The following is a 17429-nucleotide window of genomic DNA, read 5'->3' as shown; positions in this document are numbered from 1 at the left end:
ATCGCGTCGAGGTCGACGGCCTGCATGGAGGTAAGGCTCATCGAACGTCAAGCTCTCTGTTGAGGAACCGCGTCACCACGGCGCGGTCGGTGTCGGTGACGTTGGCCCGGGCGTCCTCGAGGTCCACCTCGTCGTGACGGGACAACAAGTCGCCAAGCTGGGTGTGAGCCAGCGCGAACCGCCGGGTCCACTCCAGTGGGGTCATCTCGGCTCGCCTGTCGGCCAGCCGGTCGTGGACCAGGGCCTGAACAGGCAGGTGACGGGGCAGCGCGCGAGCGCAAGGACAGCCGAGACAGAGCATGAACGACGCCCGGCAGGGCTCCCCGGCCGGAGCGTGCGGGCTGCCCCGGTGATCGATGCAGGCGTTCATGACGGTGTCCAGCTCGCCCGCGATCATTCGTTTGAGGACCGCCGCGTCGATGCCGTATTTCGCTGCGACGTCCGCCGCGTCGGTCTCCGCGCGTTCCAGGTCAGCCCGCGTGAGGACGGCCATTACTCCGCGGACTCTGGCCTTGTCGACTTCCTCGGTCAAAGCCGCCGCCACGACCTTGCGGTATTCGGTGAGATTGCCTCGATTTCGGGCGAGGTAGTCGGTGGCCAGCGTCTTCTCGGTGTGAGCCATCGGCTTCTGGTGGAACTCAAGGTAGGTGAGCCGCAACAGCTCCAGGGTGACCACCAACGGAACCGGGTGACCTTCCTCGTCGCTCTTGTCCGAGGTCAGGCCATGTCTAGCGGTCCAGCGCTGCATCCAGGCTTCCGGCAACTGCTGTCGCAGCCCCCGGCCAGCCCCCTTGCCGCCGCTGCCGCTCCAACCGATCAACAGCCGGTCGCTGCCCGCCAGTGCCCGCGACCGGGAGGCCAGTTCATGCAGGAGCACGTAGAGCCCGAACGGAGTGTGCAGCTCGTCGCGAGCCGAGAGGTGTTCCGGCTCGGAGGGAATGCTGATCCAGTCCGGAAGATCGCTCAGCGCGAGGTTCATGTGGGCTCGTCTGCCCCGGCGGGGCTTCACGGTCCCCACGATCGCGGTCGACGTCCGGCCGGAGTAGCCGTCTGCCCGGTGGTGGACGGCCGGAGTCTTGAGGATCACGCTCTTGTTCTCGCCAGTCATCGCAGTCAGCAAGATCATCCCAGCCGTGACCTCCATGCCGGACAGATGCAGCTGGCAGACCATGTCGTCCACGGAGCCCCGCTTAAAGACCCAGGCCCGTGCGATGTCCCGTCCCGCATGAACACCAGTGGTGCAAGGTCTGCGAGGCACGTCACCGAATCTGTCGACCCAATCCAGCAGCTCCAGGCGGCGGTCCTTGTCGGGCGGCAGCTCGCCCTCCCTGAAGCGCTGCAACGTCTCACGGTTCTTCCGGATCCGGGCAGCCGCGGCGCGAAGGTCAGTGCGAGCAGCATCGGCAATGCGCTTGAACTCCTGCCGGCTGTAGCTCTTCTTCGGCTTCGCCCCCCTCATCCGCCGGGGGTGGCTCTGGCTCAGCTTCGCGACCACTGCCTCGTCGAGATTTTCAGCGTGCTTGAGCAGACGCTTGAGGTCGGCCAGTTCCTCGCCGGCTCCAAGGGTCCGGTCCTTGCGGCTGTCGAGGAATCCGTCCAGGTGCTCGGGAACGAGGTGGGTGATCTGCCTCGGCGGCCAGGCCAACGTAGCCAGGTAGCGGCTGAAGAGCACTGCCGTCCGATGGGCCTTGTCCGTCGACTCCAGCGACGTCAGGCCGGCTCCGGGGGCCGTGCGCCGGGCGAATGCCTCCGCAAGGCCCTGCTGAAGTTCCGGGGCCACGTGGAGAACGTCGAACCGGTAGTCGCGCGATTCGGTGCCGTCCTCGGCGAAGCACCGGACGACGAGGCCGTCCATCAGCCCGTGGACGGTCTTGTCCCGCTTCGCGGGCAAGCTGGCCCGGCGTCCGCGGGGGCTCACCGTGCCACCGCCAGTGGATCCGTGCGGACGCAGGGATGGCTCGCGAATGCGTCGGCCATGAAACGGGCCACCGGGAAACCCTCTGCGTGAGCCAGCAGCAGCTCGACCTGGAGGTTCCTGAAGGGCTCGAGATAGACCTCCCTGGTCGTCTCGACCCTGGTGTGGCCGAGCATCGTCTGCACCAGGTGCCAGTGATCGCCGAACTGATCGCGGAAGTCCTGGGTCTCCTCCTCCGTCAGATGGCCCAGCTGCTGGCTCCAGAGAAGCTTGCCGACCGAGAACCACTTCAGCGCGAAGGAATGACGGAGCATGTGCGGGGTGCAGGTGAAACCCTCCAGCCCGAGGCTCTCGATGCGCGTGTTGGCCGCCTCGAAGGTGTGGTGCCAGCCATGCCCGTCGCGCGGCAGACCGTCCTCGTTCAACCACAACGACAGCGGCTCCAGGCCCGACTGCGTCTCGACGAACAACCGCTTCCTGACCTCGGGCGGAACGTCATTCCACTCGTGTCGGACCATGCCGCCCGCCTCGTCGGGGATCTCGACCCCGCCTCCTCGGCGGGGCAATCGGACCACCCTCATCCCGCGGACCGTCTCGTAGAGACCAGCCTCCTGAGCCCGTCTGACCGACCGGGCCCGAGCTCCTTCGCGATAGGCGTTCACCCCGGCCGCCGCCGTTCTGGGCATCCAGTAGGTGTAACCGGATCCCTTCTTGGCGCACTCGTCGGCCAAGGAGCAGGTGAAGTACCCACGGCCCTGAGCCATGCGGGGCAGCTCGGGCAGAACCACGCTCGCCCAGGACGACAGCCGCAGACCTGTGCCGTAGAGCCCGTCCACGAACGCGGCGTCCCTCTGATCATTGCGGCCCCGCCAGCGACGGTCCAGCCGGCCGTCCAGCCCCCGCCCCCGCACCCCCAGGTCGCGCCACCGTCGGATCGCCGCAGGGTCGAGCCACTTCACGTTCTTCGTTCGCTTGCCTCGGCTGTACTCCAGGTCATCGAAGGGATCGACAACCTGATAGCGCTTGCCCGCCCAGCGATAGAACTTCTTGCAGCCGGCGACGTCCTTCGCGAAGGACGACTTCTGAACCCGCTTCTCGTTCCCCGGGTCGGTCAGCCGCCAGAACTGGAACTCTGCCGCATCGTCCTCGGTCGCGTCCCACCAGCCGCGGCCCAGCACCAGCAGGAAGTTCAGCCACAGAGCCAGGGAGTACGCGTAGTCCCGGTTCGTCAGGTCCGACCGATTCCGCATGGCAGGAGACGAGAAGAACGCGTTCACCCGGAGGTCGGGCATCCCTGTGGGGCCGAGAAGGAACCTCTCCCCATGACGCCCACCAAGCCTCTCCACCCACGTACGCAGATCTGGCGCGTACGGAGATAACTGCTCCGGGAGGTCCTGCGCTGGACGCTCTAAGTCGTACCGATACACATGCCAGCCAACGGGACTGGCCACCACATCGCTCTCTTCAGCAACAAGCACACGACTACTACAACAGCTTTGCCGCTATAGAACGTACGCACCATCAGAAGCCAGGAGCAGACGGCACGGGCCGGTGATCTTCCGGGAGGCGGACTCGACCGCAGGATGCCCGTACCGGCCGTGCCGGTCCTCGTCGGTGGCATCGGATCCAAGGAAGGAGGTGATCTGGTTCCGGCTGCCGCTGTATGGATAGGTGTCGTTGGCAGGGTAGACGCGCCGCTTGTTGTGATCCTCACTCAGACGCACCGCAGTCCCGTGCTCGATCAGGTATGCGCGCACATCCCCGCACCACGCCACCGTCAACAACTCGCCGGGAGCCTTAACCGCGACCAGCACCGCGGCCCGGTGCTCACTGCCGAAGCAAGCGGCGTCCTCCCGGTAGAGGTTGTAGACGTAACGCAGGCCGGCCCCGGCATCACCTCGCCGGGCGGCGGCACCTGCGATGTGCCGGGCCGCGCCCGGGGCCCACTGTTGGGTCGTGCCCAGGCGGCCGAGGGCGTCCAGGACTACGTACGCGCGGTTGCCGTTGACCGTACGGACAGCGGCGGCGTCGCACTGGCCCGGCTCAGATCCAGTGTGCTGAGCAATCGCGTAGGTGCGCACGGAGAGCGATTCCTTTCGGCTTCAGATGACAAGCCCCCGCCCATGGAGGGAAGGGAGCGGGAGACGAAGAGGGGCACTAGGGTGTCCGGCTCACCTACCCCGGGAGTACGGGGATTGGGGCGGTCCGGCGGCCGGTGTCCGCAGGTCCCTGAGTTTCGGGATGGCGTTCCTGTGGGCGGCGCTGGCGGGAGCAAGCCTGCTGCCTCTCGGATTAGTGCCGCAAGCCAGCGGGCAGCCTGCGACGAGAACAGCGTGGCGGACAGATCGAGCAGCAGGGCGCTTCGGGCGTGGAGTTCAGTGAGATGTCGAGCCCTGGCCTCAAGTTGCGGGCAAGGAGGCGGTGGCACAGCGGCGGCCCCCGGTCCGCGCGGGGCGAGGGCCTGGGGCCGGGGGTCGGACGGAGCTGGGTCAGGCAGCTTGGGTGCCTGTGAGGGCGGTCAGTTCGCGGGACATCGCGCGCCGGATGACGGCCTCGGCCCATGCCGGTGGCATCGCGTTGCCGATCTGCTCGTATTGCTTGGTGCGGGTGCCCTGGAAGGGGTGTCCCGGCGGAAATGTCTGGAGCGCGGCGGCATCGGCGACGGACACCCGGATCATGTCCTTGCGGCCGCCGCGGTAGGCGGGAAGGTCATCGGCGTCTGCCAGCCGGGTATCGGCGATCCAGCGTCCCGCGTCCCGCTCTCCGTAAAGGGTGGCGCGGCTGCCGGAGCCTCCGACACAGGACGGGTCCGGTCCTCCGGCCGCCGTGCCGACCGCGACGGTCAGCGCGGGCCGGTGTGTCATCCCCCAGCCCAGTGCTTGCGCCATCGACACCCACGGCAGCAGGTCTGGATTGCCGCCCTCCTGGCCGGTCGTGCGCGAGTAGCGGCGGTGCGTCGCGGCGGGTAGAGCGGCTTGCCCTTCACCGTTGCGGCGGGCTACCAGCACCGCGCGGGTCCGGGTCTGCGGAACGCCGTACTCTTCGGCGTTCATCCGGCCCGTGGCCACCGTGTAGCCCTCGGCCCGCAGGATCTGGGCCATTGCTTCCCACACCGGCAGCACGGTGGGAACCTGTTCCAGCATCACTGTCCGGTACGGGCGCCCGTCGTCCAGGGCCTCCAGCGTCCAGCGAAGGGGTTCCAGGACAAGGCCGGTCCGCTCATCGTCCAGCGTTGCCAGTCCTGAGCGGATGTTCCGGCGCGCGGCCAGCTGCTCCGCGAAGTCCAGCACGGTGTCCAGTGCTCGGCGCCCGGCTCCCTTGCCGCCGATCGAGTACGGCTGACATGGCGGGGACCCGATCAGATCTGTGGCGGTGGGGAAATCGGCAGGGTCGTAGATGCGCACGTCGCCCTCGACGGTGCCCAGCCCTGCGGCTCGCCTCGACTCGCAGGCTGCATGGTCCTGCTCGATTCCGGTGACTTGAAGGCCCAGCCGTTGCGCGGCAAGGTCCCAGCCGCCCGGCCCGCCGAAGAGGTCAAGTAGTTCCACCCGTAGGGCTGCGTCCATCTCCTTGGTCATGGGGAGTTCCCTGAGTGCTGGTCACGACGTCACCAGGAACCAACCGACCCTCGTGACATGAACACAGCCAGATAGGCAGAACGGTCACCAACCCACGCAAACCGTCATTCGGCCGAACGTACTGGGCGCATAGCGTGCAGCTCTGACGCGGATTCGTGGCGCCTGGGGCCGCGGCGGCGACGCGACGGCATCATCTGCTGCCCCGGACCTGCGCGCAGGAACGCGGGCACCCGGGACAGCTCGGCCGCAGGGTGGACGGGGGACGGTCAGGACGCGTGGAGCGCGCGCATCACGGCATCCTGGCCATCCCCACTCGGCACCAACTCCGCAGCTGATGAGGCCTGGTGGCGCCGTGCGCTCGGTGACGGGCCGGTGGGATGGGCGAAGTGCTTCTTGAGATGGGGGCATCACACGCGAGGCGCCTGGCCCAGCTGGCAGCAGGTCATGCCACACCGGGTCGGCAACAGCGTCGCTGTAGGGCCAGACGGCCATGTCCCGGGAGCCGTCACACGTCAGAACGTCAACCCGCCTTCCTCAAGGAGCCCCCCGACGTACCCGGTCGGGTCGGCCGGACGGCCGGGCCGCGCGGTAGGTGCATCGGGGGCACGAAGCGGCGCGCCCGCCGGCGGCCTTCGGGCACCAGGGCGGTTGGTGCGGGGCGTTTCGGCTGACCACACGGTGCGGTCCCATGGGGTTAGCGCCGCAACCAAGGGAGGGCGGGGGTTCACCGGGGGCTGGCTGCGCAGTGGCGGTGGCCGGACGGGGATCAGCAGGCCCGTACCGCGACGCCCCCGGGCCGTGGGCGCGGGGGCGTCGCGGTACGGGAGCTGTGCGCGGCGCGTGAGTCAGCGGGGCAAGACGGCCTTGACGCGCCGGGCGAGCCAGGCCGCGACGTTGACGGGGACGGCGTTGCCGACCTGGAGTCGCTGGTCGTCTTCCTCCCCGGCGAAGACGTGGTGGTCGGGGAAGCCCTGGGCCCTTGCCTTCTCGCGGTTGGTGAGCGGCCGGTACTCGCACGCGTCGATGCTCAGGTCGGCGGTGGGGCGTACGAGGTAGTGGTGGCCGCCGCCTTGGGCGGTGAGGGTGCCGATCGGCTCATCGAGCGAGCTGGCGTCGCAGTGGTTGCGCAGGGTGACGATGAACGGCTTGCCGCGGTACTTCTCCAGGCCGATGGCGACCCGGTTTCGGGTGGCCTCGGCGTAAGGGACGCGGCTGCTCGTGAAGTGGTCGTAGTAGCCGTCGCCGAACCTCCAGCCACGTACGGCGGGATCGATGACCTCGCCGATGCCGCGTGTGAGGGGCTCGACATGGGCTCCACAGCGCGCATTGGGGCACACGTAGTAGTACTGCCGCCTCTCGCGGCCGTACTCGCCGACGGGGAATTCAGGGTTCTTCTTCCAACGCTGAAGCCCCTCGACCGGGCCGCACGTGGGGCACATGGCGTCGCAGGTCGGCCGGAGGTCGGGCAGTCCGTTGGTCTCGACGATGTCGTTGCGAAGGAAGCACCACACCACGCGGTTCCGTGACTGCGGCAGCGGTGGAATTCCGTCGACCTTGAGATGGGCGGCGTTCACCGACGCAATGACCGGGGTGTAGCGGAGGGCTTCCCAGACGGTCAGCCATGCCTTGAACAATGGGGAGGTGCCGAATTGGGCGACGTTCTCGCCGACGTAGGCCATGGGCCGGTGGACCTCGGCGTAGCGGACGGGTTCCCACATGGTGATGCGGGTCTGAGGCCAGTCGGGACCTGGTTTTGGGCGGCCGTTGTCGTCCAGTTCCACGGCTTTGCGCGGGGCGGCCTTGCCTCCTGCCGGAGATGCCTCCGTGCAGATCGGCGCGGCGACCAGTACATGGGCTGCGGGTACGCGGCGCATGTCGATGGTCTGCACATCGGCCGAGTTCACGAAGAGGCCGGGCCAGTTGATGCGAGCTGTTGCCGCACTTTGCAGGTTGTGGTTTGCCGCATAGCGGGGGAGGAATCCGGCGTCGGTGAAGCCACGAAGGTCACCGCAGCCGCCGGTGAAGAAGTGCACTGAGGTGTGGCCGCCGAAGTGGGCCGTCATCACGGCATTTTCCTTCCGTGTCATGGATGGGAGGGCGCGGCCAGTGTTTGGCCGGGCGATGACGGCACTGTCGGTGCTGACACACCAAGCCAGGCAACCTCCCTTCTGCTTGTCGCGATTGCTGCACTCGGGCGAATCGGTGGCCTTCGGCCGGGCGGTGGTGTGCGGGGCGGCGAGCAGCTCGACGCTCACGAGCTGGACGGCGACGAAGGGAAGCGCACGGCGAGTACGAAGACGGGAATCGGGCCGCGCGGGTGTGGGCTCCGGCGGCCGTGTGGTCCTGGCGGCTCTGGGCTGTACCGGGTCGGCGCTCATGTGGCAAAAGCGCAGGGCCTTCGGACTGTGGCATCCCCGCTACCGCCGGCTCTGACCGCCCGTGCGGTGAGCCTGTCGACGTGTCTGCTCCTCGCTCACTGGCGTGCGGTGAGTGAGCCCGCTCCTGGCCGGGTTGACGGCGTGGAGCGGGCCTTGGGGCTTCTCGTTCAGCTGGAGGAACTGGCCTTGGTCTGCTGGCGTGCGCGCCGACGGGCGGCTTCGATGTCTTGCCGCTGCTGCAGCTCTCCGAAGGACGCGGTCATGCCTTTGCGGTGGCGGTTGACGGTCATCCCGACGCGGGGCGGGCCGTAGACGGCCAGGAGGTCCGAGGCGGCCTGTGAGGAGTAGCCAGCTGCTTGCAGGTCCTCCAGGGTGGGGAACACGTCTGCGTCCCTGTCGCGGGTGGGGTCGATGAGCGCGTCTTCCTTGCCGCCTCGGGAGAAGACGTACTTGAAGTTGGCGGGCGGGTTTGGTTCGACCAGGCGCCGGAACCGGCTGACTTCCTTGGTGTACGCGTAGAAGGTCAGGCCCTCGGGTGCGCCTCTCATGATCTCCATCCACATGAGGGCGTAGAAGTCGTCGTAGAACTCTCCGGCGTCATGGATTCTAATATGGCCCATTTTGCCGCTTTCGAAGTTGCGCTGATAGCGAGGATGACGCAGCTCGGCGGCCATCCTCTCCTTCCACAGGAGCGGGGTGTCCAGCACCATGCGGAGGTTGCGCAGGTGGCGGGCGCGGGCAGCCGGGAAGCGGATGTATCCGGAGTCGGAGCCGAGCGCGTAGCAGTGCTTGGCGCACACCCCGGCCGAAGGGCAGACGTTGACCCTGCGCACGGTGGTGGTTCCGTCCGGGGCGGTATCCGTGACCTGCACTACCCAGGCGGGCAGTGTCCAGTTGAAGATGCCTTGCTTCTTCATTCGTTCGTTCTGCGTGAGCAGCCAGTCGGTGGCCATGTTGAGGCACTCCACGATTCCAGGGAGTTCGGATGGGTGGCGTGCGCTGGAGGAGGCAGTCGGTGAGACGGTCCGGCCGTAGGCCACGGTGCTGTCTCGGTGCCATGCCAGCGCCCGAGCCCTTCGCCACTACCGGATTGCAGGCCTCGGGGGCTCGGGCGTCGACGGCGAGTTGACGGTGGGGCGGGCTACGCAACGTGCTGGTCCGGTCCCCGCTGACCAGGGGATGTGTGCCTCGCGGCGCGGCGGGTAGGCCAGCGCGCTCACCCTTGCGTGGGCCCGTCAAGTCCCGCAACTCCCCATCGGGCGTCGGCTGCTGTCCCTGGCGCTGTGGGCGGTAGCCGGGGCAGGACCGCCTGCGCCCGTGGGGGGCTGGGGCGGACCCTGTCCAGTCCGAGCCGGGCACGAACGCGCTGGTCTGTACAGCTGGGCTAGGAGCGCGTATCGCAGTTTGAACGCTGGGTTCGGGCGAAGCCGCCACGATCGATCGGCCAGATGACTGCGACATCCGACTGGTGCAGTAGCGCGGCCAGGTCCTGGTCAGGCTCGGACGGCAGGATGATCGCTCGCGCGGGCTGGTGCCCCATGAAGCGCGAAGCGTCCTGGAGCTCGCCAAGGGCGGCCCAGATGGCGGCGCGCGCCAAGGTGTGGCGTACGGCGAGGAGCTCTTTGCGGGCGGGGTCGTAGTGGCTGGAGATTTCGATCAGGGTCCCTGCCGGACGGACCCAGTAGTGCACGAGGTTGATGCCGAGCGTGGCCCGCAGGTAGCGGTTGTAGGAGGCCAGAAGGCTTGCGGCAGCTCGCTGAGTCGAGCTGGGATTGGGGAAGAGCGCCGGCTTGGAGTCCGTGCTGACGCGGGGGGTCCAGCTTGCAGGGGTCGTGGTGGGCAGGAAGCCGGGCGGGGGGCTGAGCACGGGACGAAGGCGGAAGACGAGGCGGCGTGCGATTTCGAGTGGTCTGCGGGGGTCGCTGGGCGCGTCGGCCCAGACGAAGGGCCGGTCACTGTCCAGGTGAAGCTGTCCGAGGTAGGTCACCTTCGTGGTGTCCGGCCGCTGGTGGAAGAGGCGCAGGGTGCGGCCTTCGGCGTGGTGATGCAGGATGCACTTGTTCCCCTGGGTCAGAACCTGGTCGGTTCCCGTCTGTCTTCCCTCGCCGGTGAAGTGCACGTGCTCGCCGGTGAAGCCGTCGAAGAGCCCGGTGGGCTGGGCGGGTGTCGTGAACAGGAAGACATTGCGGGTGCGGCGTGCAGGGCTGACGCGGGGGTGGATGCGTCCGCCACAGCGTCGGTGCAGTTCGGCGCGGTCGATGCTCTCGCCCAGGGCGATCTTCCATTCGGATGCGGCGGCGTCGCCGACCGTTGCCGCGGCGGTGGGCATGAGGAGCTCCTTTGTCCGGTCGTGGGACGCAGATCGTGGACGAGAGCGAGGCAACCGGGTCAAGCCGCAGCGATGGCCTGTCTGTGGCTGCGGAGTTGGGCGGCAGCCTGCGGGTGGTTCGCGTGAACGGCGTCGATGTCGCGACGCGGAGGACACGCGGCGTCGAGACGGACGACAGTTCCGAAACGGCTGGTGGTGGCGTGGGGCGGTCGGCTCTCCTCGCTGCCAGCTTCTCGTGTCGCGCAATTCACGGAGTGGCAGACAGTCCGGGTCACCGCCACCGCGGCGCCGATCGAGGAGTGTCTGGTTCCATCGGCACCGGCCGTGTGTCCGGCCGTGCGCTCGCGGCGTCGGCCATCGCAGTGTTTGCCATGTCCGTGCCCGTCTGCATGGGGTTGGCCGGTCTCAGCTTCACGCGGTGTGCTGGGGGTTGTCGGGCCGGGTGTCGTCCAGTGCAGACCCGAGTTCAGCCCGTAGGGTGATGGGGTTGAGACGGCGCCACTGGATGCCGTTGGTGGGGGTGCGGAACTGCTCGTCGTAGTGCTCGCCGTCCGGCCATGGGTAGTGCTCGACGATGCGGCAGTTGGTTCCCCATTGCTCTTCCAGCGTTTCCCGTACTGCCTCGGCTGCGTTGGTGATGCTCATGCCCTGGTCGGCGGGGAACTCGGTGACCAGGGTCAGGGTTGTGCCGTCGGCCAGTGCCCAGGTGCGGCAGTGTCGTACGATCGGCGGCTGCCCGGACACGGTGTAGTGGATCGGGCGCTGGTCAATCAGCCGTGAGGTCATTGTCGATCTCCTGGGTCGGTCTGGTGACCGGTCTACCGATCACGCGAGCACGGTGGGCCATTGCGAGATGTGGCGGCGATCCGCTGCCGCGAGGATGCGCGCGGTTTCGTCAGGGTCGGCGAGGGCGGCGGGGTCGAACCAGTAGTAGCGAGCGATGCCTGCGGCCAGGGGGTAGACCTGATGCCAAGGGGGGAGGCCATCAAGGACTTCGGGGATGCCGTCTGGACGGTCGAGGAGGACGTCGACGACCACCTGGAAGGCTGCGGCACGGAAGTCCCGCGCGAGGGAGCGGCGTTGGACGTGCGCGACGTCGGCCAGGTGACAGTGGGCTGCGGAGTGGCGTTCCCATCGGCTATACAGGCGGGCTGCTTCGGAGGCTCGGCTCTCGGTCTTTTCCAGTAGCCGAGGAAGTGCGGACAGGAAGTGTGCGACGTGCCGGGGTGTGCCGTCTACGTCCATGGTGCAGGCGTCGTCCGAGCGCCTGTGTGCCCGTGTGTGGTAGAGGCTGGCGAAGCGGCTGGCAGCTCCGGCCCGGGCGGCGTTCTTGGTACCGTCGCCGGGGAATGTGAGGGTGCCATATGCGCGGTCGGTGTGCGTGATGACGAGACGTGAGTAGGTGGCGTAGCGCGCCCTACGGAGAGATGCGCGGCTCTCCTCCCTGTTCTGGCGCGCGTGCGCCCTCCGTTCCATCTCCTCGACGGTGATTACGGTGCTCGCGCCGCCGGCTGGACAGGAGCCGGATCTGGGCAGTGGGGAGCGGCGGCCGGGGGTGTAGATGTCAGCGAGCTTGGCGAGCTGTTCGCCGATTCCCTGTGCCCCCGCAAGTACGTCGGTCAGCCTCGGCCACACTCCACGAGCGGCCTCAACATACTTACGGGGGCCCAGGACAGTGACATCGGAGTGCAGTACACCGAGGTCGGAGGCTTGCCGGCGGAGTTTCTCGCCGGTCACCGAGCCTTCGTCGCCCATTCGGAGGTCGTAGGGCGCGATGACCTCGTCCAGGGCTACGAGACCGTGGCGAGCGGAGAGGACCAGAACGGTAGCGGTACTGTCCTGGGCAGCGAGGGCATCGGCCGCGCGACGCAGGGCTGCGTGGTAGCTGCCGCAGTACATCTCACCCGCGGGTACCGAATGAGCGTTGGTGCTCTTGCGTCCCCCGCACGAAAAGGCGCGCGGGTTCCAGGAATCCTGGACGCCAGGCCACGGGAACCCGCACGCGAGTCCCCGAATCATATGGCCTCACGTACGGGTTGACGGCTGTTGACGGCTGCCGATCAGACGTCACCGAGGGCATCGGGGTGGACGGGGCACGGCCCGAATCCTGCGCCCTGGCTGGCCGGGTGCACGTGCCGACGGCCAGAGAGACCGCAAGCCGTCTTCGGGTCCTCGTCACAGAACTCCACGCACGTGCAGTCCTGGATCTGATCCAGCGTGGAGTCGGCGGAGTCGTCCGCGTCGCCGACCCGAGGCAAGCACCGGTGGCGCTCGGCCATGAGATCGAGGCGGGCCAACGTCCATCCCCGCCCGTCGTGTCCAGCCTGGGTAGTGATGGCGCCGCACTTCGTGCACCGAAGCTCTTCGGCCACCTGGCAGTTGTCGCTGAGCGCTGAATTGACGACCTCGAAGCTATCCCGCGGGAGTGCCTCGGGGTCGCCCACGGCGGCGGTCTCGGCGTCCCCGGTGAGGAACTCTAGGAGTTCGAGCGGCAGGGCAACCTCGTGGCCGCGCTGATGGACACTGCGGATGGCAGCGCCAACGCCATTGGTGACAGCGGAGCGGAGACGGCTGACCTCTGCGGTCAGGTGCCCGACTTTGGTGTCGCACGCCGTGTGTTCCGGTTCGCTGTACTCGTCCCACGGGGCGGGGAGGCACTCAGGGCCGCCAGCCGTGAGGATCTCGTCCAGGCGCTCCCAGAGCACGCGCACGGGATGTTCCTCGGGCAGTTCGCGAATGGCCACGTCCATTGCGGTGTGCAGCTCGTCCGTGCCTGCCTCATCAAGGTTGGCCGGGGATCACGCGGTGCCTCCTACTTGTTGGGCGGTCTGTTGTGCCCAGGCAGTCGGCCGCCCGAAGTCGGGTCGGATGAGCCAGGCATAGATTCGGGATTGGTTGCGCGCTGAGGTCGTGCCGGCGGCATAGACAACCAACGGGGGCGATGGAGGACCGTCGCCGCTGAGATCAACCGGGCATGTAGGGCAGGGCGGGCGGTTCAAGATCGGTGCGCGGCACCACGGCCTCGGGCCACGCAGGCGGCGAGAGGATGGCGGAGCCGGGTTCGTGAGGCGGCATCGGGCCGTCGTCCGGGTTGGGTGCGTCCGGGCACTCCCGACTGCCGAACGCGTCGACCCAACCCGTGTCGGGAGCGTCCTGACGCAATGTGTGGTCGCCGTGCTTGCAGCGCGCGGCCCGCTTCGGGTATCCGGGAATGGTCATTGCGGCTTCTCCTTGATGGCATGCAGTCTGTTGGATTGGGGTGGGTTGGTTAGTCGGTGACGCGGTAGGGGTGGCCCACCTGCGGCCAGTCGCCTTCGGCGTGGACGTTGTGCGGCCACCGGCACGCGACGGTTTCGGTGTGTACTCCGGGATGCTCCTCACAGTGGACCCGGTTGTTCGGGGCGACCTCGGGGAGCGGGACCGGGATGACCACGGTCGGCACGGACCCGAGCTCCGCTTCGTCGTTCGCGTGCTGCTCCAGGGCGACGGAGAGCGCGGTGTCGCGGATGTTGAGGGTCTGGGTCTCGCCGTCGTGGTGGGTGACCAGGGCGGTGCCCTCGTAACTGATCCAGCCGGAGTCGTCCCTGGTCGGTTCGACCGTGACAGTGGTGACGGCCTTGCCGGTGGACTCACGATGCTGGAGTGCCTCCACAGCCGCGGGTGTGAGCTCGCTGATTTCCATGCTCAGTTCTCCTGAAACCTGCTTCGCACTCCTGATGGCGTAAGGCGGAGCGCGTTCTTGTTGGCGATCATCTGGGCAATAGGTGGTCGGGCCTCACCGAGGGGAACAGGCCGCGAAAACGAAGGCCTGACGCCAGGGGCGGGAGTGGGCACCTACGGCGCTGAGGCCCCAGGCGGCTTGCTCTGCCGGCCCGGGCCTCCATGGATCCACGTCCAGGGGCGACGCACTGTGGCCGTGTGGGCGTCCAGACCGTACGCAGAGCGGCGTTAAGCGGCGCAACTGCCGTGAGGGTGCGTGTAACGCGGGATGGTGGCGGACGCGCAGCCCCGGTCTGCCGTCGGGAGAGGCGGACCGGGGCTGGCGGGGCGTCGAGGAGCTTCGGATCAGCCGGAGAGGGCCGGTGGCCCGTCTGGGAAGAGCGCCAGGTACTCCTGGCGCACCCGGTGTTCCTCGGCGATGGCGGCGTCGCTGGGCTTGACGCCGATGGCTGCGGCGGCCTCCCGGGCTACGGCGAACCGGCCTTGCAGAGCGGCCAACAGCGTGAGCGGCGGCCACGTGTGTGAAGGCCAGGCCTGCGCCCAGTCCTCGCCGTGCTCGTCCAGCGCTGCGGTGTAGGCGCGGAACTCGCGGTACAGCAGTTCGCCCAGGGCGTCACGCTCGGACTGGTTGGACACGGTCACTCCCCCGGGCTGGCGTGACGGGGTGTCGGGGTGTGGGGGGCTGACGGGGAGGACGGCAGGGACAGGAGTCTGCGTGCCATGTGGACATCGCTGCGCAGTTGCGCCGTCGCATGACGGCGCGCCCCATACAGGTATGCCGCGATCAAGTAGGAGGTCAGTTGTTCGGTGCGATCCTGGCTCGGCAGGTGCGGCGGGTTCAGGATGTTCGCTGGGGGCACCAGCCCGAGCCGAGCGTACGCTTCGATGAGGTCCCAGCTGTCGGTACCACCCTCGCGCTGTGTCTCGGCTCGGGCGAGTCCGTCCTCCATACCGTGGAACAACCCGCTGAGCAGCACGACGGGGAGATGTGCGATGGAGTCCACCGCGCGGTCCCACGCGCCATCGTCGTCGGGGTCGTGGAGGTCGTCAGGGAGCCCGTAGTACTCGTTCACGACGGGGACCTTGCCTCCGTGGGCCGTGTAGGCGGTGCGCCAGTCGGTGACCGTCATGGTTCCGGCTTGTACCGCGCAGGGGTCCGTGTCCTCGCCGGAGATGCGTACCCGGCCGAGCCAGCTCGCCCACTGCAGCTTGCGTACAGGCGGGAGCCCTTCTTCTGGGCAGCCCTGCCAGAGTGCACGGGTAACAGCGCCCGTTTGGCGGATCAGGCGGCCGACGCGGGCCGACGTCTCGGTGGTGGAGAATCCGGTTGGGGTCTTCGCCATCAGTTCTCAGCTCCTCAAGGGGCATTCCCCGGGCGCGGGCGCGCGGGCCGGGGTGCCGTGAGCGGGCGCCATGTGGCTCAGCTCGGACGGCTGTGCCTACGGTGCGGCGGCCGCAGCCAAGTCACGCAACTGCTCGTCTCATTGCGGCCGTGAACGCCTGCGCCTGTTGGCGCCGGAATTGGCGTAGGGGTGCGTTGGGCCGCACATCGCCGCCTGCCGGCCGCAGGGCTGTGGGGCGAGGCCACGCCTGAGCCCCGCGCCGTCGATGTCGAGGGTGCGGGGCTCTGGCGGAAGGCTGCGGGTGCTACCAGTCCACGGCGAGGTTCAGGCTGAGCGGCGCTCGCTGCCCTACCTGTTGACGCCCCCTGGTAATGCACCGGTCGGGTGCGCACCATTAGGGGGTGTGGGCTCGGGCTGGCCGGATCGGGTTCTAGTCCTGGGGGTTGTCGCGCTGCACCTCCCTGAGGTGGAGGTCGAAGACGGCCTTCTGGGCGGGTTGGGTGTCCGGCTTGAGGACGAGCAGGCCGCCGCAGGTGCACGCGAGGGCACTGTTCGGGCCCTCTGGCGGATCGAGGTATGGGCTGTGGCCCGGAGGCGGGTCTGTGTCCTGCGCTGCGGGCAGGGTTGCTCTGTGGTTTCTGGGCATCCTGGGGCTCATTTCGCGTGTAGATCTGCGGGGGGTTGGGCTGGGGGTATGGGGTGTGGGCAAAGTGCTGGGTGCCGCTGCCTGCCCACGGTGAGCTGGACGGCGTTGCCGCGCCGCACAGTGAGGCGGCTGTCGAGGGTGGCAGGCATGCGGGCAGAGTGATGTGGAGTCCACCTCGTGGTCGTATGGGGTGGAGGGGGAGGGAGGGTCGCTTAGAGGTCCTAACAAAGGCGTTGGACGTGTCGGTGGGTGATGAGGCAGGTGGCGAGGCCGAGGAAAGCTTCGTGGATGTCGTCCCGTCGTTCCCAGCGGATGCGTAGGCGCCGGAAGCCGTGCAGCCAGGCGATGGTGCGCTCGACGACCCACCGGTGCACTCCGAGTCCCGAGCCGTGCGGAACTCCGCGGCGGGCGATCACCGGTTTGATGCCCCGGGCCCAGACGAGCCGGCGGTACTTGTCGTGGTCGTAGCCGCGGTCGCCGAGCACCAGGTCCGGCCGTCGCCGTGGCCGCCCGACCAGGCCCGCGACGGACGGGACCTTGGCGAGGAGAGGCAGCAGTTGCGTGACGTCGTTGCGGTTTCCGCCGGTCAGCGACACCGCGAGCGGGATGCCCTGCCCGTCGACGAGGACATGATGCTTGCTGCCCGGACGCGCGCGATCGACCGGGCTGGGTCCGCTTTTGGGCCTCGCCGGGCGGCCCTGACGTGGCTGGAGTCGATCACCGCCCGGGACCAGTCGAGCTGCTTCGCCGCCCGCAGTTCCTGCAACAGGACAACGTGCAGGCGGTCCCACACGTTGGCCTCGTTCCAGGCGGCCAGCCGCCGCCAGCACGTCATACCGGACCCGAAGCCGAGCTCTTGGGGCAGGTACTCCCACTGGATACCGGTGTGCAGGACGAACAGGATCCCGCACAGAGCCTGCCGGTCGGGAACCCGAGGCCGCCCGGAGACCAGCTTCGGGCCCGGCTGCGGCAACAACGGTTCGATCAGCGACCACAGTTCGTCCGACACGATCCACGGACGCGAGTTCCTCTTCCCCACGAACAGAGCAACGAGCATCTGCCCCGATAGTCACACCATCGTCAGCTTCTGTTAGGACTTCTTAGCGGGTCTGCCTCCACGGGATGGTTCCTACGTGGGCCGTGGGCGCTTCGGTGCAAGAGTCGAGCCGGCGTGCCTTGGGCCGGGAGGTGCGCGGGTTGGTCGTCCTGCGCCTTCGGCGTAGCTGTCAAGCCACGCAAGTTCCAGAGCCTTGCCCTCAGATGAAGTGGATGTGCCGTGGAGTAGCTGCGCTGAGGCTGGCTGCCTGGATTGTGCTTCTGTGGACGATGGGAGTGGCTTGGTCAGAGGGTGCAGATGCGTGAGCTAGCTCCGCAAGTGCGCTGGACGCGGCCCCGTTTGGTGCTTTCCGGGTGCTGGGGCTCCCGGGCTGAGCTTGACTCTGTCGGGGATCTTGGAGTTCCTCAGTGCGGCAGCATGATCAACGGGCATGCTCGGGGAGTTCCACCGACCTATGCAACTG

15 protein-coding genes are annotated in these 17429 nt (G+C 68.1%); all 15 read right to left on the bottom strand.

The features are described 5' to 3' along the window. Nucleotides 1–37: 37 nt before the first annotated feature. Nucleotides 38–1855: a hypothetical protein gene (locus tag ABT160_RS38115; protein WP_351652930.1), complete on the bottom strand. Its 1818-nt coding sequence runs from the start codon at nt 1853–1855 to the stop codon at nt 38–40. Nucleotides 1856–1914: 59 nt separating this feature from the next. After that, the gene (locus ABT160_RS38110) at nt 1915–3192 is read right to left on the bottom strand and encodes a site-specific integrase (RefSeq protein ID WP_351652928.1); all 1278 of its coding nucleotides are present in this window, start codon (nt 3190–3192) and stop codon (nt 1915–1917) included. 225 nt (nt 3193–3417) lie between these two features. After that, entirely contained in the window at nt 3418–3996 is a 579-nt protein-coding gene (locus ABT160_RS38105; RefSeq protein ID WP_351652926.1) for a PP2C family serine/threonine-protein phosphatase, read from the bottom strand. Nucleotides 3997–4404: 408 nt separating this feature from the next. Continuing rightward, entirely contained in the window at nt 4405–5493 is a 1089-nt protein-coding gene (locus tag ABT160_RS38100; protein ID WP_351652924.1) for a DNA cytosine methyltransferase, read from the bottom strand. Nucleotides 5494–6338: 845 nt separating this feature from the next. Beyond that, complete coding sequence (locus ABT160_RS38095) at nt 6339–7748, bottom strand: DNA cytosine methyltransferase (protein ID WP_351652922.1); 1410 nt, start codon at nt 7746–7748, stop codon at nt 6339–6341. Between the two features lie 290 nt (nt 7749–8038). Then, nucleotides 8039–8824 carry a GP88 family protein gene (locus tag ABT160_RS38090; protein ID WP_351652920.1) on the bottom strand — a complete coding sequence of 262 codons (786 nt, stop codon included), beginning with the start codon at nt 8822–8824 and terminating at the stop codon, nt 8039–8041. Between the two features lie 431 nt (nt 8825–9255). Further along, nucleotides 9256–10200 (bottom strand): SRA domain-containing endonuclease, encoded by a 945-nt coding sequence (locus tag ABT160_RS38085; RefSeq protein ID WP_351652918.1) that lies wholly within the window; start codon nt 10198–10200, stop codon nt 9256–9258. A gap of 411 nt (nt 10201–10611) precedes the next feature. Then, nucleotides 10612–10986, bottom strand: coding sequence for a hypothetical protein (locus ABT160_RS38080; protein WP_351652916.1), 375 nt, complete (start codon nt 10984–10986; stop codon nt 10612–10614). Between the two features lie 39 nt (nt 10987–11025). Next, the gene (locus tag ABT160_RS38075; RefSeq protein WP_351652914.1) at nt 11026–12219 is read right to left on the bottom strand and encodes a DUF6884 domain-containing protein; all 1194 of its coding nucleotides are present in this window, start codon (nt 12217–12219) and stop codon (nt 11026–11028) included. 41 nt (nt 12220–12260) lie between these two features. Continuing rightward, nucleotides 12261–12944 carry a hypothetical protein gene (locus tag ABT160_RS38070; protein ID WP_351652912.1) on the bottom strand — a complete coding sequence of 228 codons (684 nt, stop codon included), beginning with the start codon at nt 12942–12944 and terminating at the stop codon, nt 12261–12263. 220 nt (nt 12945–13164) lie between these two features. After that, nucleotides 13165–13419, bottom strand: a complete 255-nt coding sequence (locus tag ABT160_RS38065) for a hypothetical protein (RefSeq protein WP_351652910.1) — start codon at nt 13417–13419, stop codon at nt 13165–13167. Between the two features lie 49 nt (nt 13420–13468). Continuing rightward, nucleotides 13469–13882, bottom strand: a complete 414-nt coding sequence (locus ABT160_RS38060; RefSeq protein ID WP_351652908.1) for a hypothetical protein — start codon at nt 13880–13882, stop codon at nt 13469–13471. A 383-nt stretch (nt 13883–14265) separates the two neighbouring features. Beyond that, the gene (locus tag ABT160_RS38055) at nt 14266–14556 is read right to left on the bottom strand and encodes a hypothetical protein (protein WP_351652906.1); all 291 of its coding nucleotides are present in this window, start codon (nt 14554–14556) and stop codon (nt 14266–14268) included. A gap of 2 nt (nt 14557–14558) precedes the next feature. Continuing rightward, nucleotides 14559–15263, bottom strand: a complete 705-nt coding sequence (locus ABT160_RS38050; RefSeq protein ID WP_351652904.1) for a hypothetical protein — start codon at nt 15261–15263, stop codon at nt 14559–14561. Between the two features lie 867 nt (nt 15264–16130). Continuing rightward, a protein-coding gene (locus ABT160_RS38045; RefSeq protein ID WP_502984376.1) for an IS5 family transposase occupies nt 16131–16966 on the bottom strand; the annotation gives its coding sequence in 2 pieces (ribosomal slippage) (nt 16131–16603 and nt 16603–16966; 837 coding nt in all). Nucleotides 16967–17429 lie beyond the last annotated feature (463 nt).

It is taken from the genome of Streptomyces sp. NPDC001941 (assembly GCF_040296945.1).
Classification (GTDB): domain Bacteria; phylum Actinomycetota; class Actinomycetes; order Streptomycetales; family Streptomycetaceae; genus Streptomyces.
Note: the sequence above shows the minus strand (reverse complement) of the source record. Positions and strands in the feature narration are given on the sequence as shown.

Coding starts and splice junctions, on each gene's coding strand:
- ABT160_RS38115 (WP_351652930.1), bottom strand. CDS start 1,855: ATGGACGGCCTCGTCGTCCGGTGCTTCGCCGAGGACGGCACCGAATCG.
- ABT160_RS38100 (WP_351652924.1), bottom strand. CDS start 5,493: ATGACCAAGGAGATGGACGCAGCCCTACGGGTGGAACTACTTGACCTC.
- ABT160_RS38090 (WP_351652920.1), bottom strand. CDS start 8,824: ATGGCCACCGACTGGCTGCTCACGCAGAACGAACGAATGAAGAAGCAA.
- ABT160_RS38085 (WP_351652918.1), bottom strand. CDS start 10,200: ATGCCCACCGCCGCGGCAACGGTCGGCGACGCCGCCGCATCCGAATGG.
- ABT160_RS38080 (WP_351652916.1), bottom strand. CDS start 10,986: ATGACCTCACGGCTGATTGACCAGCGCCCGATCCACTACACCGTGTCC.
- ABT160_RS38075 (WP_351652914.1), bottom strand. CDS start 12,219: ATGATTCGGGGACTCGCGTGCGGGTTCCCGTGGCCTGGCGTCCAGGAT.
- ABT160_RS38065 (WP_351652910.1), bottom strand. CDS start 13,419: ATGACCATTCCCGGATACCCGAAGCGGGCCGCGCGCTGCAAGCACGGC.
- ABT160_RS38060 (WP_351652908.1), bottom strand. CDS start 13,882: ATGGAAATCAGCGAGCTCACACCCGCGGCTGTGGAGGCACTCCAGCAT.
- ABT160_RS38050 (WP_351652904.1), bottom strand. CDS start 15,263: ATGGCGAAGACCCCAACCGGATTCTCCACCACCGAGACGTCGGCCCGC.